This is a genomic window from Schumannella luteola (assembly GCF_013408685.1).
In the GTDB taxonomy this organism is placed as follows: Bacteria; Actinomycetota; Actinomycetes; order Actinomycetales; family Microbacteriaceae; genus Schumannella; species Schumannella luteola.
In genome coordinates this window covers 2,522,483-2,540,028 of the sequence record NZ_JACBZY010000001.1, presented here as the reverse complement: position 1 = coordinate 2,540,028, position 17,546 = coordinate 2,522,483, and the positions used below count along the sequence as shown (strand labels likewise).

14 protein-coding genes and 1 tRNA gene are annotated in these 17,546 nt (G+C 72.2%); 5 read left to right on the top strand and 10 right to left on the bottom strand.

Features of this window, described 5'->3' with window-relative positions:
• Positions 1-28: 28 nt before the first annotated feature.
• The 8 genes from prfA to BJ979_RS11435 form a co-directional block, all read right to left on the bottom strand.
• Entirely contained in the window at positions 29-1,111 is a 1,083-nt protein-coding gene (prfA, locus tag BJ979_RS11470; protein ID WP_179567968.1) for a peptide chain release factor 1, read from the bottom strand.
• A gap of 3 nt (positions 1,112-1,114) precedes the next feature.
• Positions 1,115-3,190 carry a transcription termination factor Rho gene (gene rho, locus BJ979_RS11465; RefSeq protein WP_179567966.1) on the bottom strand — a complete coding sequence of 692 codons (2,076 nt, stop codon included), beginning with the start codon at positions 3,188-3,190 and terminating at the stop codon, positions 1,115-1,117.
• Positions 3,191-3,358: 168 nt separating this feature from the next.
• Positions 3,359-4,297: a homoserine kinase gene (thrB, locus tag BJ979_RS11460; RefSeq protein WP_179567964.1), complete on the bottom strand. Its 939-nt coding sequence runs from the start codon at positions 4,295-4,297 to the stop codon at positions 3,359-3,361.
• Positions 4,294-5,379, bottom strand: coding sequence for a threonine synthase (thrC, locus tag BJ979_RS11455; RefSeq protein WP_179567962.1), 1,086 nt, complete (start codon positions 5,377-5,379; stop codon positions 4,294-4,296). Before thrC ends, thrB begins: the two co-directional genes overlap by 4 nt.
• A 3-nt stretch (positions 5,380-5,382) precedes the next feature.
• On the bottom strand, positions 5,383-6,705 hold the full coding sequence (locus tag BJ979_RS11450) for a homoserine dehydrogenase (protein WP_179567960.1): 1,323 nt from the start codon (positions 6,703-6,705) through the stop codon (positions 5,383-5,385).
• Positions 6,702-8,153: a diaminopimelate decarboxylase gene (lysA, locus tag BJ979_RS11445; protein WP_179567958.1), complete on the bottom strand. Its 1,452-nt coding sequence runs from the start codon at positions 8,151-8,153 to the stop codon at positions 6,702-6,704. Before lysA ends, BJ979_RS11450 begins: the two co-directional genes overlap by 4 nt.
• Positions 8,154-8,336: 183 nt before the next feature.
• Positions 8,337-9,203, bottom strand: a complete 867-nt coding sequence (locus tag BJ979_RS11440) for an LmeA family phospholipid-binding protein (protein ID WP_179567956.1) — start codon at positions 9,201-9,203, stop codon at positions 8,337-8,339.
• 55 nt (positions 9,204-9,258) lie between these two features.
• Positions 9,259-10,917: an arginine--tRNA ligase gene (locus BJ979_RS11435; protein WP_179567954.1), complete on the bottom strand. Its 1,659-nt coding sequence runs from the start codon at positions 10,915-10,917 to the stop codon at positions 9,259-9,261.
• A gap of 117 nt (positions 10,918-11,034) precedes the next feature.
• Between BJ979_RS11435 and BJ979_RS11430 the strand changes: the two genes are divergently transcribed.
• The gene (locus BJ979_RS11430; protein WP_179567952.1) at positions 11,035-11,616 is read left to right on the top strand and encodes a hypothetical protein; all 582 of its coding nucleotides are present in this window, start codon (positions 11,035-11,037) and stop codon (positions 11,614-11,616) included.
• Between the two features lie 10 nt (positions 11,617-11,626).
• On the opposite strand, the gene BJ979_RS11425 is transcribed toward BJ979_RS11430, so the two are convergent.
• Positions 11,627-12,310 (bottom strand): pyridoxine/pyridoxamine 5'-phosphate oxidase, encoded by a 684-nt coding sequence (locus BJ979_RS11425; RefSeq protein WP_179567950.1) that lies wholly within the window; start codon positions 12,308-12,310, stop codon positions 11,627-11,629.
• A gap of 88 nt (positions 12,311-12,398) precedes the next feature.
• On the opposite strand from BJ979_RS11425, the gene BJ979_RS11420 reads away from it, so the two are divergent.
• Positions 12,399-12,471 (top strand) — tRNA-Arg (locus BJ979_RS11420).
• Between the two features lie 75 nt (positions 12,472-12,546).
• Here the strand turns inward: BJ979_RS11420 and BJ979_RS11415 are convergent.
• Positions 12,547-13,986 carry a helix-turn-helix domain-containing protein gene (locus BJ979_RS11415; RefSeq protein WP_179567948.1) on the bottom strand — a complete coding sequence of 480 codons (1,440 nt, stop codon included), beginning with the start codon at positions 13,984-13,986 and terminating at the stop codon, positions 12,547-12,549.
• Positions 13,987-14,187: 201 nt separating this feature from the next.
• On the opposite strand from BJ979_RS11415, the gene BJ979_RS11410 reads away from it, so the two are divergent.
• The 3 genes from BJ979_RS11410 (at position 14,188) to BJ979_RS11400 (ending at position 17,523) form a co-directional block, all read left to right on the top strand.
• Positions 14,188-16,074, top strand: coding sequence for a phosphoenolpyruvate carboxykinase (GTP) (locus tag BJ979_RS11410; RefSeq protein ID WP_179570278.1), 1,887 nt, complete (start codon positions 14,188-14,190; stop codon positions 16,072-16,074).
• A 92-nt stretch (positions 16,075-16,166) separates the two neighbouring features.
• Positions 16,167-16,787, top strand: coding sequence for a sigma-70 family RNA polymerase sigma factor (locus tag BJ979_RS11405; protein ID WP_343046680.1), 621 nt, complete (start codon positions 16,167-16,169; stop codon positions 16,785-16,787).
• Complete coding sequence (locus BJ979_RS11400) at positions 16,774-17,523, top strand: hypothetical protein (protein WP_179567944.1); 750 nt, start codon at positions 16,774-16,776, stop codon at positions 17,521-17,523. The genes BJ979_RS11405 and BJ979_RS11400 overlap by 14 nt, the downstream gene beginning before the upstream one ends.
• Positions 17,524-17,546: the final 23 nt, after the last annotated feature.

Sequence of the window (17,546 nt, the reverse complement as noted above, 5' to 3'; positions counted from 1 at the left end):
CGCCCCGTCTCGGTCCCGGCCGACACGATCACGACGCGGTGTCGCCGAGGTCGGCCAGCTGGGCCTCCTCGTCGGCGGAGATCAGCGACTCGATGACCGGGCCGATCGCGCCGTTCATGACGGCGTCGAGGTTGTAGGCCTTGTAGCCCGTGCGGTGATCGGCGATGCGGTTCTCGGGGAAGTTGTACGTGCGGATGCGCTCCGAGCGGTCCATGGTGCGGATCTGCGTCTTGCGCGCATCCGAGGCCGCCGCCGCGAGCTCCTCCTGCTGACGCGCGAGCAGGCGCGCACGCAGCACGCGCATCCCCGCCTCGCGGTTCTGCAGCTGGCTCTTCTCGTTCTGCATCGACACGACGATGCCGGTCGGCACGTGCGTGATGCGCACGGCCGAGTCGGTCGTGTTGACGCTCTGACCGCCGGGGCCCGACGAGCGGAACACGTCGATCTTCAGATCGTTCTGGCTGATCTCGAGCTCTTCGGGCTCATCCACCTCGGGGAAGACGAGCACGCCCGTCGTCGAGGTGTGGATGCGGCCCTGCGACTCGGTCGCCGGAACGCGCTGCACACGGTGCACGCCGCCCTCGTACTTGAGGCTCGCCCAGACACCCTGCGCCGGGTCGGTCGCGGTCGACTTGATCGCGACCTGCACGTCCTTGTAGCCGCCGAGATCGCTCTCGGTGCGCTCCAGCAGCTCGGTCTTCCAGCCGCGGGACTCGGCGTAGTGCACGTACATGCGCAGCAGGTCGGCCGCGAACAGCGCCGACTCCTCGCCGCCCTCGCCGCCCTTGATCTCCATGATCACGTCGCGCCCGTCGTCCGGGTCGCGCGGGATCAGCAGTCGGCGCAGCTTCTCCTGGGCGGCGGCCAGCTGCTCCTCGAGCGCCGGCACCTCCTCGGCGAAGGCCTCGTCCTCCTTGGCCAGCTCGCGCGCGGCCTCGAGGTCGTCGCCGAGCTGCGTCCACGCGGAGTGGGCGTGCACGATCTGGCTCAACTCGGCATAGCGCCGGTTGACCTTCTTCGCGCGCGCGGCATCCGCGTGCAGGGCCGGGTCGGCCAACTGCTCCTGCAGCTGATCGTGCTCGGCCCGCAGCGCGGCGACGGACTCGAACACCGATTACTCCTTGTGCGCGGCGCCGCCCTGGTGGCCGCCCGCCGGGAGCGAGTTCTGGATCTGAACCAGGAACTCGGTGTTCGACGACGTCTCCTTGAGCTTGCCGAGCACGACCTCGAGCTGCTGCTGCAGCTCGAGACCGGCCAGCGCACGACGCAGGCGCCAGGTGATCTTGACCTCGTCGGCGCTGAGCAGCTCCTCCTCGCGGCGGGTGCTCGACGCGTAGATGTCGACCGCCGGGAAGATGCGCTTGTCGGCGAGCTGACGCGAGAGGCGCAGCTCCATGTTGCCGGTGCCCTTGAACTCCTCGAAGATCACCTCGTCCATCTTCGAGCCGGTCTCGACGAGCGCGGTCGCGAGGATGGTCAGCGAGCCGCCGCCCTCGATGTTGCGCGCGGCGCCGAAGAAGCGCTTCGGCGGGTAGAGCGCCGAGGCGTCGACGCCGCCGGAGAGCACGCGGCCGCTGGCCGGCGAGGCCAGGTTGTAGGCGCGGCCGAGGCGCGTGATCGAGTCGAGCAGCACGACGACGTCGTTGCCCAGCTCGACGAGGCGCTTGGCGCGCTCGATCGCGAGCTCGGCGACCGTGGTGTGGTCTTCGGCCGGGCGGTCGAAGGTCGAGGCGATGACCTCGCCGCGCACGGAGCGCTGCATGTCGGTGACCTCTTCGGGGCGCTCGTCGACGAGCACGACCATGATGTGGGTCTCGGGGTTGTTGACCGCGATCGCCTTGGCGATGGCCTGCAGGATGAGCGTCTTGCCGGCCTTCGGCGGCGCGACGATGAGGCCGCGCTGGCCCTTGCCGATCGGCGCGACGAGGTCGATGATGCGGGTCGACAGCTTGCCGGGCTCCGTCTCGAGACGCAGGCGCTCGTTGGGGTAGATCGGGGTCAGGTCGCCGAATTCGACGCGGTTCTCGACCTGGTCGACGGGCTGGCCGTTGACCAGGTCGACCTTGACGAGCGCGTTGTACTTCTGGCGGCTGCTCTGGCCGTCGCCCTCGTTCGGCTGGCGGATGGCGCCGACGACGGCGTCGCCCTTGCGCAGGTTGTACTTCTTGACCTGGCCGAGCGAGACGTAGACGTCGTTCGGGCCGGGCAGGTAGCCGGTGGTGCGCACGAAGGCGTAGTTGTCGAGCACGTCGAGGATGCCGCCGATCGGGATGAGCACGTCGTCATCGCTGATCTCGGGCTCGTCGTCGCCCCCCTGGCCGCGGCCGCGCTTGCGGTCGCGGTAGCGGCTGCGACGGCTGCCGCCCTGGCCGTCCTGCTGGTCGTCGTCGCGGGCGCCCTGCTGCTCGGGGCCGTTGCCGCCCTGGGCGTCGTCGCCCTGGTCCTTGGCCTGGCCGTTCTGGTTCTGGCCGCCCTGGTTCTGGCCGTTGCCGCCCTGGCCGTTCTGGTTCTGGTTGCCCTTGCCGCGGTTGCGTCCACGGCGACGGCCCGAACCCTGGCCCTCGCGGCCCTGGTTGTCGCCGTCGTTGGCGTTCTCGGCAGTGGTCGACGCCTCCTCGGCGCCCGACTCGGTCGTCTCGACGGTGCCGGACTCACCGCCGGCGACGTGCTGGTCGGCGCCGCGGCGGTCGCCCCGGCGACGACGACCCGAGGTCTGCTCGCGCGGGGTCACGCCCTCGGCAGCGGCGGTCTCCACGGCGGGAGCCTCCGCGGCCGGGGTCTCGGCGGCGTCGGCGGCGGTCTCGGTCGCGGGGGCCTCGGCGGGGGCGCTCTCGACGGCGGTCGCCAGCGCGGCGACGTCGGCGGTGGATGCGGTGGCACGACGCGAGCGGCGGGCGCGGCTCGCGGTGGCCGGCGCGGCCTCGGCGACGGGCGCCTCGACAGCGGCCGGAACCTCGGCGGCGGGCGCCTCGACGGCAGCCGGAGCCTCGGCGACGGGCGCCTCGGTGCTCGGCGCGGCGGGAGCGTCGGCGCTCTCCACCGAGCTGAGCAGCAGCTCGACGAGCTCGCCCTTGCGCAGGCGCGCGGCGCCGGGCACGTTGCGCTCGGCGGCGATGGCCTGCAGCTCGGCGAGCTTCAGCTTGGTCAGCGCGGCGCGGTCGCCGGGCAGGGGTGCAGTGATGTCAGTCACGGGATTGCGGTTCCTTCTCTCGATCCGAGCACAGAAACGCTCGGGGACGGGACACACGGGTGATCCGCGGCTCCGAAGTGCTCTCCTCCGCTCCGTGCGGGAGCTCAGGGCGGGATCGTGCGGAACCGCGTTCGGCGAATGCCGGGTGAATGCTCCGGGTCGTGCGGGCTAGGCCACTGCGGCGACCGGAAGCGGTCCCACTGTAGCACCGCGGAAGTCGACGGCCAGCATGAGCGGACGCCAGGTCGTGCTGGCGTGTCGCTCGATGAGCTCGGCGGCGACGAGGCGCTGCGCGGGGTCGCTGCCGAGCACGAGGATCGACGGACCCGCCCCGGAGACGACCGCGGCGAGGCCGTTCTCGCGCAGCACGCGGATGAGAGCATCCGTCTCGGGCATCGCGCTGGCGCGGTAGCTCTGGTGCAGACGGTCCTCGGTGGCGGCGTGCAGCAGCTCGGGGCTCTGGATGAGCGCGGCGATGAGCAGCGCCGAACGGGACACGTTGAAGATCGCGTCCTGGTGCGGCACCGACTGCGGCTGCAGGCTGCGCGCGAGCGCGGTCGACATGGTGATCTGCTCGGGCACGGCGACGAGCGGCGAGACGCCCCGGTGCACGCTGAGCTTCTTGAACTCGGGGCCGTCCTCCGAGGTCCAGGCGATCGTGAGACCGCCGAACAGCGCCGGAGCGACGTTGTCGGGGTGGCCTTCGAGCTCGGTCGCGAGACGCAGCAGGGTACGCGAGTCGAGGTCGACGACGCCCTCGAGCAGACCCTTCGCGGCCATCACGCCGGCGACGATCGCGGCGCCGGAGCTGCCCATGCCGCGGCCATGCGGGATGCCGTTGCGCGCCACGAGTCGCAGACCCGGCAGCGTCTGCCCCTGGTCGGCGAAGACGTGCGCGATCGAGCGCGCGACGAGGTTGGTCTCGTCGGTGGGCACCTCGCCCTCGCCGACGCCGTGCACCTCGACGATGACGCCGGGCTCGGCCACCGCGGTGACCTCGAGCTCGTCGTAGATCGACAGGGCGAGGCCGAGGGTGTCGAAGCCGGGGCCGAGGTTCGCGGTGGTCGCCGGCGTCTTCACCGCGACGGCGCGGCCGACGATGCTCATGCCGGGGCGTTCGCGGCGAGGCCGAGCTGGCCCGCCACATCCGCGAGGTCGACGTCGACGACGGTCGGCGAGACCTCCCCGCCGTCGGCGGCGCGCAGGGCCCACTGCGGGTCCTTGAGGCCGTGGCCGGTCACCGTCAGCACGACGGTCGCGTCCTTCGGGATCGCTCCGGCGGCGCTGCGCTCGAGCAGACCCGCGACGCTGATCGCCGACGCCGGCTCGACGAAGATTCCGACCTCGGAGGAGAGGATGCGGTGGGCGGCGAGGATGTCGGCGTCGCTGATCGAGCCGAAGTAGCCGTCGCTGTCGTCGCGGGCGGCGAGGGCGAGCTCCCACGAGGCGGGGTTGCCGATGCGGATCGCGCTGGCGATCGTCTCGGGGTCGCGCACGACCTCGCCGCGCACGATGGGCGCGCTGCCCTCGGCCTGGAAGCCGAACATGCGGGGCTTGCGTCCGGCGGCGCCGCGGGCGAGCTCCTCGCCGTAGCCGCGGTGGTAGGCGGTGTAGTTGCCGGCGTTGCCGACGGGCACGAAGTGGAAGTCGGGGGCATCCCCGAGCACCTCGACGACCTCGAATGCGGCCGTCTTCTGGCCCTCGATGCGGTCGTTGTTGACCGAGTTGACCAGGTGCACCGGGTAGTTGGCGGCGAGGTCGCGGGCGATGTCGAGGCAGTCGTCGAAGTTGCCGCGCAGCTGCAGGATCGAGGCGCCGTGCGCGACGGCCTGGCTCATCTTGCCCATCGAGATCTTGCCCTCGGGCACGAGCACGGCGGCGGTGATGCCCGCGTGCGCCGCGTAGGCGGCGGCCGACGCGGAGGTGTTGCCGGTCGAGGCGCAGATGATCGCCTTCGCGCCGGCTTCGACGGCCTTCGTGACGGCCATCGTCATGCCGCGGTCCTTGAAGGAGCCGGTCGGGTTCATGCCCTCGAACTTGACCCAGACGCGGGCGCCGGTGCGGGCGCTCAGCGCCGGCGCCGGGATGAGCGGCGTTCCGCCCTCGCCGAGCGAGATGATCGGGGTCGAGTCGCTGACGTCGAGACGGTCGGCGTATTCGCGGACGACTCCGCGCCACTGGTGGGCCATGAACTAGATTCCTTCGACTCGGAGCACGCTGGCGACCTCGGTGACGGCATCGCTGGCCGTCAGCTCGGCGACCGTGGCGGTCAGCGCCGCCTCGGTGGCCGTGTGGGTCACGATCACCAGGGTAGCGGTGGCGGACCCGGGCTCCGTGCCACCGGAGAACGGCGACTGCTGCACGGTCTCGACCGAGACGTCGTGGCGGCTGAAGACACCCGCGACGTGGGCGAGCACACCGGGCTCGTCGATCACCCGCAGGGTCACCTGGTAGCGGGTGACGACGTGCGCGATCGGCAGCACGGGCAGGTTCGCGTGCGTCGACTCGGCGACGCCCGGGCCGCCGAGCACGTGGCGGCGCGCCGCCGAGACGACGTCGCCGAGCACCGCCGAGGCGGTCTGCAGCCCGCCGGCGCCCGCACCGTAGAACATGAGCGGGCCGGCGGCCGCTGCCTCGAGGAACACGGCGTTGTTGCCGCCGTGCACCGCGCCGAGCGGATGCGTGCGGGGAACGAGCGCCGGGTGCACGCGCACGCTCACGCCCTCCTCCCCCGAGGTCGGGTCGACGAGGCGCTCGCAGACGGCGAGCAGCTTGACGACGAAGCCGGCCTCGCGGGCCGAGCGCACCTGCTCGCGCGTGACGTTCGTGATGCCCTCGCGGTGCACCGACTCGAGCGGCACCGTGGTGTGGAAGGCGAGGCTCGCGAGGATCGCGGCCTTCTGCGCGGCGTCGTAGCCCTCGACGTCGAGCGTCGGGTCGGCCTCGAGGTAGCCGAGCTCGAGCGCGATCTGCTGCGCGTCCTCGGCGGCGAGGTCGTCGGCGTCCATGCGGTCGAGGATGTAGTTGGTCGAGCCGTTGACGATGCCGTAGATGCGCTCGATGCGGTCGCCCGCGAGGCTCTCGCGCAGCGGGCGGATGATCGGGATCGCCGCGGCGACCGAGGCCTCGTAGTAGAGCTGGGCGCCGAGCTGCTCGGCGAGCTCGAACAGCTCGGGGCCGTGGGTGGCGAGCAGCGCCTTGTTGGCGGTGACGACATCCGCGCCGCTCGTCATCGCGAGGGTGATGAGCTCACGCGCCGGCGAGAGACCGCCCATGACCTCGACGACGATGTCGGCGCCGACGATGAGTGACTCGGCATCGGTCGTGAACAGCTCGAAGGGGATGTCGGAGTCGCGATGCTTCTCCGGGTCGCGCACTGCGACGCCCACGAGCTCGAGGCCCGCGCCGACGCGCTGGGCGAGCTCGTCGCCGTGCTCGAGCAGGAGGGCTGCCACCTGGGAGCCGACGGAGCCGGCCCCGAGGAGGGCGATGCGGAGGTTGCGGTATTCGATCACGCGATCTTCTCTGTCGTCGAAGGGGCGGCTGAGGGGGTGGCGGAGAGCTCGACCGGACTCGCGTCGACATCGCGCGCCAACACGTCGTCGATGCTCTCGCCGCGCACGATCACCCGCGCGCTGCCGTCGCGCACGGCGACGACGGCGGGGCGGCCGAGGTGGTTGTAGTTGCTGGCGAGCGACCAGCAGTAGGCGCCGGTCGCGGGCACGGCGACGAGGTCGCCGGCGGTCACGTCGCCGGGCAGGTAGTCGGCCTGCACGACGATGTCGCCCGACTCGCAGTGCTTGCCGGCGAGGCGCACGAGCGCGGGCTCGGCGGTCGAGGCGCGGCCCGCGAGACGGACGGAGTAGTCGGCGCCGTAGAGCGAGGGTCGGGCGTTGTCGCTCATGCCGCCGTCGACGCTGACGTAGCGGCGCACCGCCGCATCCTCGCCGTCGCCGACGCGCACGTCCTTGATCGTGCCGACCTCGTAGAGGGTCACGCCGGCCGGGCCGATGATCGAGCGGCCGGGCTCGATCGCGATGCGCGGCACCGGGATGCCGAGGCGCGCGCTCTCCGCGGCGACGACCGCGGCGAGCTCGTCGGCGATGGTCTCGATCGGGGTGACCTCGTCGGCGGTCGTGTAGGCGATGCCGAAGCCGCCGCCGATGTTGAGCTCGGGGACGGGCGCGACGACGGAGAGCTCGGCGTGCAGAGCGAGCAGCCGCCGTGCCGCTTCGCCGAAACCCGACGACTCGAAGATCTGCGAGCCGATGTGCGAATGCAGGCCGAGGAACTCGAGGCTCTCGTGTGCGCGGATCAGCTCGACCGCCGCCGCGGCGTCCGCGATCGGGATGCCGAACTTCTGATCCTCGCGCGAGGTCGCCAGGTACTCGTGGGTGCTGGCGTGCACGCCGCTGTTGATGCGCAGGCGCACCGCCTGCACGCTGCCGTGGCGGCGGGCCGCCTCGGCGACACGGCCGATCTCGACGACGCTGTCGAGAACGAGCGCGCCCACGCCCCGACCGACCGCGAGGTCGATCTCGGCGAGGCTCTTGTTGTTGCCATGGAACCCGACGCGAGCCGGCTCGACGCCCGCCGCGAGGGCGACGGCGAACTCGCCGCCGCTGCACACGTCGATGCGCAGCCCCTCCTCGACCATCCAGCGCGCGACGGCGGCGCTGAGGAAGGCCTTCCCCGCGTAGTAGACGCCGACGGTCGTGCCGATCTTCTCGAACGCGCTGTCGAAGGCGGATCGGATGCGAGCGGCGCGTGCCCGCGCATCCGTCTCGTCGACGACGTAGAGCGGGGTTCCGTGCTGGGCGGCGAGCTCGGTCGCGGCGACGCCGCCGACGTGGAGCCGGCCCGCTGCGTCGCGCATCGCGCTCGACGGCCAGATCGAGTTGGGCAGCTCGTTCGCATCGACGGGGTGGGCGAGCCACTCCGGGGCGAGCGGGTTCACAGTCACGCAGGGCCTCGCGGTCGGGTCAGGATCGGTTCGAGGCGAGCGGACCCGGCTTGGTCCCTGAAGCCGCGTCCATGCTAGCGAACGCGGCGGCCTCCCCCGCGCCACCCGGCGTTCACCGCGATCGGGCGGCGACGCCGACGCGCCGGGCCGTCGGACGCGCGGCGCGAACGGGACGCACTCGGCTCAGGAGCAGGCGCCCTTCGCCGATCCGCCGGCCAGCGCGACGTCACGCCCGCCGAAGCGCAGGGTGACGTCGCCGCCCTTCATCACCGCGCTCTGCAGGCCGATGCCGTTCGGCAGCTGCTCGTTCACGCAGTAGGTCTTCGGCCCGATGTACTTCGCCAGCGCTCCGCCGAAAGGGCTGTCGGCGACGTCGGCCAGATCGATCGAGCTGCCCGCGATGTCGACCGTGGTCGGCGTGAACACGAGCGCCCCGCCCGCGGCGCCCACACCGACATCCACCGACACGGGGATGCGCTGGCCGAGCAGCGACAGCGAGGTGCCCAGCCGCGCGCGATCGCCCGCGAAGGTCACCGAGTCGAACCCGGCGCTGCGGAAGTAGTCCGAGAACCCGGCCGCCTGCTCGCTGTCGACCGTGAAGGTCGCCGCCACCCGGTCGGCCGTGCCGCCGCCGCGGATCGGCACGCCGCTCGCCTCCAGGTGCAGGGGCCCGGTGACCGCGGCGACCTTCGCGTCGGGCAGATCGACCGTCACCCGGTCGACCTGCCCGCTGAGCGCCTGCAGCACGAGCGAGCCGCCGCCGAGGTCGACGTCGACGCGCGAATCCGGATCCTGGTCGAGCGCGGCGACGACCTTCTCGCGCACGACACCGGCCGCGATCGAGCGCCCCGCGGTCTCGGCGACGATCACGAGCGCGACCAGCACCACCACGATCGCGGCGATCACTCCGATGAGGATGCGGCGGCCGCGACGGCGCGCACGCGGGGGCGTCGACGGCTCGAGGCTCGGGGAGGACACGGCCGGGGCGGACGGGGTCGGTGCGCCGTCATCGGCAGGCGCGCCCGCGGGACGGTCGGCGGGGTCGGTCATGCGGATCCTCTCCTCGATCGTCCGGGCCGCGCAACGGCGGCCGCGGGCGCGGTCGTCACATGCGCTCGGGCGCGCTCACTCCGAGCAGCTCGAGTCCGTTGCGCAGCACCTGGCCGGTCGCCGCATTGAGCTGGAGGCGCGTGCGGTGCACGGTCTCGATCGGCTCCTCGCCCATCGGCGTCACGCGGCAGCTGTCGTACCAGCGGTGGTACGAGCCGGCGAGCTCCTCGAGGTAGCGGGCGACGCGGTGCGGCTCGCGCAGCTCCGCGGCCTGCGCGACGACGCGCGGGAAGTCGGCGAGGGCGCCGAGCAGCGCGCTCTCGGTCTCGTGCGTGAGCAGGCTCGCGTCGAACTCGGTCGCCTCGACGCCGAGCTGCGCCGCGTTGCGGGCCACCGCCTGGGTGCGGGCGTGCGCGTACTGCACGTAGAACACCGGGTTGTCGTTCGTGCGGCGCTGCAGGATCTCGGGGTCGAGCGTGATCGGCGAGTCGGCCGGGTAGCGCGCGAGCGAGTAGCGGAGCGCATCGGTGCCGAGCCAGGCCTGCAGGTCGTCGAGCTCGATGATGTTGCCGGCGCGCTTCGACAGCTTCGCCCCGTTGATGTTGACGAGCTGCCCGATCAGCACCTCGACATTCTTCTTCGGGTCGTCGCCCGCCGCGCCGGCGATCGCCTTGAGACGGTGCACGTAGCCGTGGTGGTCCGCTCCGAGCAGGTAGATCTTGTGCGCGAAGCCGCGGTCGGTCTTCGACAGGTAGTACGCGGCATCCGCGGCGAAGTAGGTGTAGACGCCGTTGCCGCGACGGATCACGCGGTCCTTGTCGTCGCCGAAGTCGGTCGTGCGCACCCACACCGCGTCGTCGGCGTCGTAGACGTGACCCTGCGCGCGCAGGCGGTCGACGGCGCCGTCGATCGGGCTCGGGGTGCCGTCCTCCCCCGCGGCGTGCAGCACGCGCTCGCTGAACCAGACGTCGAAGTGCACGTTGAAGCGCGCGAGCGAGGCGGTGATGTCAGCGAGCTGCAGCTGGTAGGCGAGCTCGCGCACGCGCGGCTGCGCCTCGTCATCCGACAGGTCCTCGATGCCCGGCTCGGCCTCGAGCACGCGCGCGGCGAGATCGGTGACGTAGGCGCCCGGGTAGCCGTTCTCCGGCGTCGGACGCCCGCGCAGCGCGGCGAGCACCGAGGCGCCGAAGCGGTCCATCTGCTCGCCGGCGTCGTTGATGTAGAACTCGCTCACCAGCTCGGCGCCGCTCGCCTTGAGCAGGCGCGCCAGCGCATCCCCCAGCGCCGCCCAGCGGGTGTGGCCGATGTGCAGCGGACCCGTCGGGTTGGCCGACACGAATTCGAGGTTGATCGTCTGCCCGGCGGCCGAGTCGTTGTGGCCGTAGGCGGCGCCTTGCTCGACGATCGTCAGCGCGAGTGCGCCTGCGGCGGCGGCGTCGAGGCGGATGTTGAGGAAGCCGGGACCGGCGACCTCCACCGAGGCGACCCCATCGATGGCCGCGACGCCGTCGGCGATCTCCTGCGCCAGCTCGCGCGGCGCGACGCCCCACGGCTTCGCCAGGCGCATCGCCACGTTCGTCGCCCAGTCGCCGTGGTCGCGGTTGCGCGGGCGCTCCAGCACGATGCCGTCCAGCGCCGGAGCCTCGGCCCCGCGTCGCTCGGCGGCAGCGGAGACGACCTGGAAGATGGCGGCGGAGAGCTCGGCGGGATTCACGGGGGTCGAGTCTATTCGCGTGCACGGCGAGCATGACGACGACCGCCGTGCGCGCCGACTGCGTCACACGCCGCGCGCGCTCCCCCGCCCCGGTCGCCGTCGCGGCAGGATGAGCGCGTGAGCCGTTCCCTCCGCACCGCCGCCCTCGCCGCCTCCGCCGGCGCCGCGCTCCTGCTCCTCGCCGCCTGCACGCCGGCGGGCGACTCGGATGCGAGCCCGAAGCCGACCACGAGCCGGAGTGCGTCTCCCTCCGCCTCGTCGTCGCCGTCCGGCTCGCCGTCGCCCTCGGTCTCGCCGACGGCCACCCCGGTCGACGTCTCGTGCAGCAAGCTCGTCTCGGCGCAGACCGTCTACGACTTCAACCCGAACTACGTGCTGCTCACCAAGCCGTCGATCCCCGCGGGCAGCGCGGCCGCGCAGGCGCAGGCCGACGGCGGCGTCGCATGCGCGTGGCAGCAGACCACCACCGGCCATGTCATCTATCTGTCGGCGGCGCGCTACCCCGCCGACAAGATCGAGCAGCTGAAGGCCGCGGCGGGCCCCACCACCACCGCGTTCGGCGCCGGCAGCGGCTACTGGAGCGGCACGACCGGCACCGCCTTCGCCGGCGACGCCTGGATCGTGGCGACGTCGGTCGACTTCTACGAAGCCGCCGATGCGAGCACCTTCATCGACTCCGCCGCCGCCGCGCTCGGCTGATCCCGGCGGCTCAGGTCCAGAGCCGCTGCCACCGCCACGTGCCGCCGCCCGCGTCGGGCGTCGCGGAGAAGCGGTCATGCGCGCGCCCCGTCGCGGCGGCCCAGAACTCGATCCGCTCGGGAGCCAGCAGGTAGGCCGACCAGGCGGGCGCGACCGTCTCGGGATCCGCATCCAGCCGGCGCTGCGCCGCCTCGAGCAGAGCCGTCGCCTCGGCCTCGTCGACACGAGGGGCGCTCTGCCGATCGACGAGCATCTCGCGCCGCGCCACCACGCTGCGCTCACGGAAATCGTGTGCGCTCACGTCCGCTGACGGAATCGACACCGTGCCGGTCACGCGCACCTGACGGCCCGACTCGCGCCAGTAGAGCGTCAGCGCCGCCCGCGGATCCGCGGCGAGATCCGCACCCTTCGGGCTCGTGCTCGACGACGAGAACCAGACCCCTTGGGCCGTCAGATCCTTGACGATCAACATCCGATTCCCGACCGCGCCGTCGGCGCCCGCCGTCGCGAGCGCCGCGACGTGCGGCTGCGCGACCCCGGCGACGATCGCCTCGTCGAGCCAGCGCTCCAGCAGCGTGAGCGGATGCGGCGGCAGCTCCCCGGCCGAGAGGCCGCGCAGGTCGCCGGTCAGCACGGGCAGCGCTCGCAGCCTCGAACGCCAGTCGTCGCGGCCCAGGATCGCATCTTCGGTCATCCCGCCACGCTAACGCGGCGCGTGCGATGCGGGACGTGCGTCGTGGCGCGAATCGCGCCCCCGGTCATCGGGTAGGCTCGCTGCACCGGCGTCTGTAGCTCAGTGGATAGAGCACCGCCCTCCGGAGGCGGGTGTCGGAGGTTCGAATCCTCTCAGACGCACTTCATCACCCATCCGCTTGCACGATCGAGCAGGTCTCGCCGAAGGTATCGCCGGCAAACACCGCATCCCGCTCGTCAGAGCGAGGCGTCAGCGGCGTGCGCCTCGAGGAACTCGAGCAGCTCGCGGTCGTCGACTCCCGGGAACCGGCCCGATGGCAGCGGCGCGAAGATGTGCGCGTGCACCTTGGCGCTCGACCAGGCGCGTCCGGTCCAGTGCTCGGCGAGCTCGGTCGGCGGCTTCTTGCAGCAGTTCGCGTCGGGGCAGCGTGAGGTCTCGCGCAGCGTGGTCTCGCGGCCGCGGAACCACTTCGCGTGCGCGAACGGCACGCCGACCGTGATCGAGAACTCGTCGTGAGTGCCCGTGCCGGTCTGGCTCGACTCGAAGAAGGTGCCCTCCGGCGTGTCGGTGTACTGGTAGAACTCCGTCGTCCGGTTCGTGCGCGCGAAGGCCGTGCGCGCCGCCCAGTAACGGCACACCGGCTGCCCCTCGGTCGAGCCGGTCACATCGAGCGGCAGTCGCAGACCGTCGTTCTCGTAGGCCTTGTAGACCGCGCCGTCGTCGCCGACGCGCAGGAAGTGCACCGGGATGTCGAGGTGCACGGTCGCGAGATTGAGGAAGCGCAGCGCGGCCGACTCGTGCGTCACCCCGAAGGCGTCGCGGAAGTCCTCGACGGCGATGTTGCGGTCGCTCTTCGCCTGCTGCAGGAACGCGACCGACTGGCTGAGCGGCATGAGGCACGCGGCGGCGTAGTAGTTGATCTCGAGCCGCTGCTTCAGGAAGTCGGCGTAGCTGGTGGGGGCGCTGTGGCCGAGCACCCGGTGCGCCATCGCCTGCAGCGCCATGGCGCGGAGGCCGTGACCACCGGGGATGGATGCCGGCGGCAGGTAGATGCGTCCGTTGGCCAGGTCGGTCACCGAGCGGGCCGAGTGCGGCAGGTCGTTGACGTGCACGAGCTGCAGGCCGAGGTTCTCGGCCATGAGGCTGACCGTGCGATGCGTGAGCGCGCCCGTGTTGTGGCCGGCGGCGGCGAGCTGGGCCTCGGCGAGGGCATCGATCTCGGGGAAGAAGTGGTCGCGCTCGCGCATCATCTGGCGCAGCTCGGTGTTCGCTCGGCGCGCCTCCTCCGGAGTGGCGATCGCCTCGGTCGCCCGGCGAGCGAGTTCGCGGTGCAGTCCCACGATCGCCTCGAGCGTGTCGTCGCTCATCGTCTTGCCGGCACGCACAGCGGGCAGGCCGAGCTCGGCGTACGCGGATGAGCTCTGGGCTCGCTCGAGCTCGATCTCGAGCTCGGCGCGGCGGCTCGGCGGGCGTTCGTCGAGCAGGTCGGCGAGCGGGATGCCGAGCCGCTGCGCGATCGCGGTCAGCAGGGAGAGCCGCGGCTCCCGCTTGCCGTTCTCCATGAGCGAGAGCTGACTGCCGGCGATGCCGACGTCAGCGCCGAGCGCGTCGAGCGTGAGTCCGGCGGCGGAGCGGAAGTGGCGCATCCGCTGGCCGAGGGTCGCGAGATCCTGCATGCCGGAAGAATAGCGAAGGAATGCGGATTCTTTAGTTCCACTTTGGACGCTCGCCGCCAGATCGGGCGCGCAGGATCGACTCAAGCGGGAAATCTTCCCCGCCGACGACCGCAGCGCCGAGAGGATGTGACCCGCGTGACTCTGCTCGAATCGACCGAGACCATCGCCACCACTCCGGAGGCCGAGGCCTACGACGACGCGATGCACGACGAGACCGTGCACGACGCCAGCTGGGCGCTCGCTCCCGAAGGCACCAACCCCGAGATCGTCGCCTGGGTCGAGCAGCTCGCCCACCTCTTCACGCCCGACACCGTCGTCTGGTGCGACGGCTCGCAGCGCGAGCGCGACGAGCTGAACCGCCGCATGGTCGCCCAGGGCACGCTCGTGCAGCTCAACCCCGAGCTGCGACCGTACAGCTTCCTCGCCCGCAGTCACCCCGCCGACGTCGCCCGCGTCGAGTCGCGCACCTTCATCTGCAGCGCCGACGAGGCGGATGCCGGCCCCAGCAACAACTGGATCGCCCCGGACGAGATGCGCGCGACCCTCGGCGGCCTGGCCGACGGCGCCATGCGCGGTCGCACGATGTACGTGCTCCCGTTCTCGATGGGTCCGCTCGACAGCCCGCTCTCCCGTTTCGGCGTGCAGGTCACCGACTCCCCCTACGTCGCCGTCAGCACGGGCATCATGACCCGCCTCGGCGCCGAGGCGCTGCAGCGCATCACCCCGGGCACCGCGTGGGTGCGCGCCGTGCACACCGTCGGCGCCCCGCTCGCCCCTGGCGAGCTGGATGTCGCCTGGCCCAGCAACGAGACCAAGTACATCTCGCACTTCCCCGAGACGCGCGAGATCTGGTCGTACGGCTCCGCCTACGGCGGCAACGCCCTGCTCGCGAAGAAGGCCTTCGCCCTGCGCATCGCCAGCGCGATGGCGCGCGACGAGGGCTGGCTGGCCGAGCACATGCTGCTGCTCAAGGTCACCAACCCGCGCGGCCGCGTCTTCCACGTCGCCGCCGCCTTCCCCAGCGCCTGCGGCAAGACGAACCTCGCGATGCTGCGCCCCTCGATCCCCGGCTGGGAGGTCGAGACGGTGGGCGACGACATCGCCTGGCTCGCACCCGACGCCTGGGGCCGCCTCAAGGCGATCAACCCCGAGGCCGGCTTCTTCGGCGTCGCGCCGGGCACCGGCGCATCGACCAACCAGACCGCGGTCGACACCCTCTGGGGCAACACGGTCTTCACCAATGTCGCGCTCACCGATGAGGGCGATGTCTGGTGGGAGGGGCTGACGGACACGCCGCCGTCGCACCTCACGGATTGGCAGGGAGAGTCGTGGACGCCGTCCGCCGACCACCCCGCCGCGCATCCGAACTCCCGTTTCACGGTGGCGGCCGCCCAGTGCCCGACGATGTCGGACGACTGGGAGGACCCTGCCGGCGTCACCATCGACGCGATCATCTTCGGCGGCCGCCGTGCAACCAACGTGCCCTTGGTGGTAGAGGCGCGCGACTGGGATCACGGTGTCTACCTGGGCGCCACGATCTCTTCGGAGCGCACGGCGGCCGCCGAGGGCACCATCGGGGAACTGCGTCGCGATCCCTTCGCGATGGCCCCGTTCTGCGGCTACAACATGGCCGACCACTGGCAGCACTGGCTGAACGTGGGCGACCAGCTGCGCCGCAGCGGCCGGGTGCCGCGCATCTTCCAGGTCAACTGGTTCCGCAAAGACGACGACGGCTCGTTCCTCTGGCCCGGGTTCTCGGAGAACAGCCGCGTGCTGGCGTGGATCCTCGACCGAGTGGATGGCGCCGCGCCCGCTGTCGCCGGTCCGCTCGGCTGGACTCCGCCCGGCGACGCGCTGCCGCTCGAAGGTCTCGACCTGCCCGAGAACGCGCTCGAGAAGCTCTTCGCGGTCGATCCGTCGGCGTGGACCGCCGAGCTCGACGACACCGAGCGCTTCTTCGCCGGCTTCGGCGACCGCGTGCCCGAGAAGCTCGAGCGTCAGCTGCGGCTCGCCCGCGAGCACATCGCCGCCGTCGCCGAGCGTCAGGGCGACGCGTCGGGTTCGGCTCCGGCTCCCGCCGCGGCCTGACGCGCGGCGCATCCCAACGTTTCCCGCACCTCCGTCGTCTGACAGGGTGAGGAGCCGAGACCGGCTTCTCACCGACGACGGAGGTGCGGCACGTGGCGCGTGACTGGGAGGCGGTGGTCGCCGAGCTGGTGCGCGTGCGCGGCGACGCGCTGATCCGCTACGCCACGCTCGTCAGCGGCCGCCGCGACGAGGCGGCCGATCTCGTGCAGGATGCGCTGGTCAAGACCTTCGGCCGACTGCGCAACGGCTACACGGTCGACAACGCCGAGCCCTACGTTCGCCGAGCGATCATGACGCTCTGGCTCGACCGCGCCCGCCGCGCGAGCCGCTGGCGCGCGATCGCCCCGCTCGAGTACCGCCCCGATGAGACCCCGGCGCCGAGCGGCGGCGTGGATGCGCGCCTCGACCTGCACCGCGAGCTCGAGCGGCTGTCGCCGCGCGAACGCGCGTGTCTCGTGCTGCGCTACTACGACGACCTGAAGGTCGACGACATCGCGGCGACACTGCGGATCAGCCCGGGCACGGTCAAGCGCTACCTCAGCGACGGGCTGGCGAAGATGGCGATCGCGCTCGCCGACGACGGCACGATCGAGGACCGGCTGGGCACGGCGGGCGCGGCTGACGCGACGGGCGCCTCGGGGTCGGCGCCTGCGGAGACCCGCGAAGCACGGCGCCGCCCGCGCCGGAAGGAGGACCGCCGTGGACGAGTCTGAGCTGCGGTCGCAGCTGCGCGAGGCCGACGAGGATGCGCCGCGCGTCGACGTCGATGCGGTGCTGCGTCGGTCACGACGTCGGCGGGCGCCGCGTGTCGCCCTGGTCGGCGGCGCCGCCGCGCTGCTCGTCGTCGGACTCGCGGTGCCCGCGGTCGGAACGTTCGTCATGGCGAGCAGCGGAGGCGGGGCCTCGAGCGCCGGATCGGCCGGCTCCGGCTCCTCCGGCGACGCCGAGGATCAGGGCATGACGCCGGAGCGGCAGGATGCCACGGCCGGTCCCCTGGGCGACGACGGCGACCAGAGCGTCGCCTCCGGAACCGCCGAGCTGCTGCGCTGCGGCGTCGCGAGCCCCCCGGCATCGGGAACCGGCCTGCGGCTCGAGCTCGGCCTCGACCGCACCGCTTCCCCTGACGGCACTCGCACCGGCGTCGCCACGCTGACGAACACGGGGGCGGTCGCCGTGCACGGCACGACCCCCGCGGTCGCGCAGGCGGGCCTCGCCCAGTCGGGCCGGCTCGCCGCCGTGCACGCGGCCTCCGACATCCAGTCGGTCTTCGAGGTGGATCTGCAGCCCGGGCAGACGGTGCAGGTGCCGGTGTCGATCGAGCCCGTCGGCTGCGACGGCGACGCCCTCGCGGCCGGCGACTACGCGGCCGTGGCAGCCCTCCGGATCGTGCTCGACGACGGCTCCACCCGCGCAGTCGTCTCGAGTCCGGTCGACGTGAGGGTCGGCTAGCCCGACGACGATCTCCCCCACCG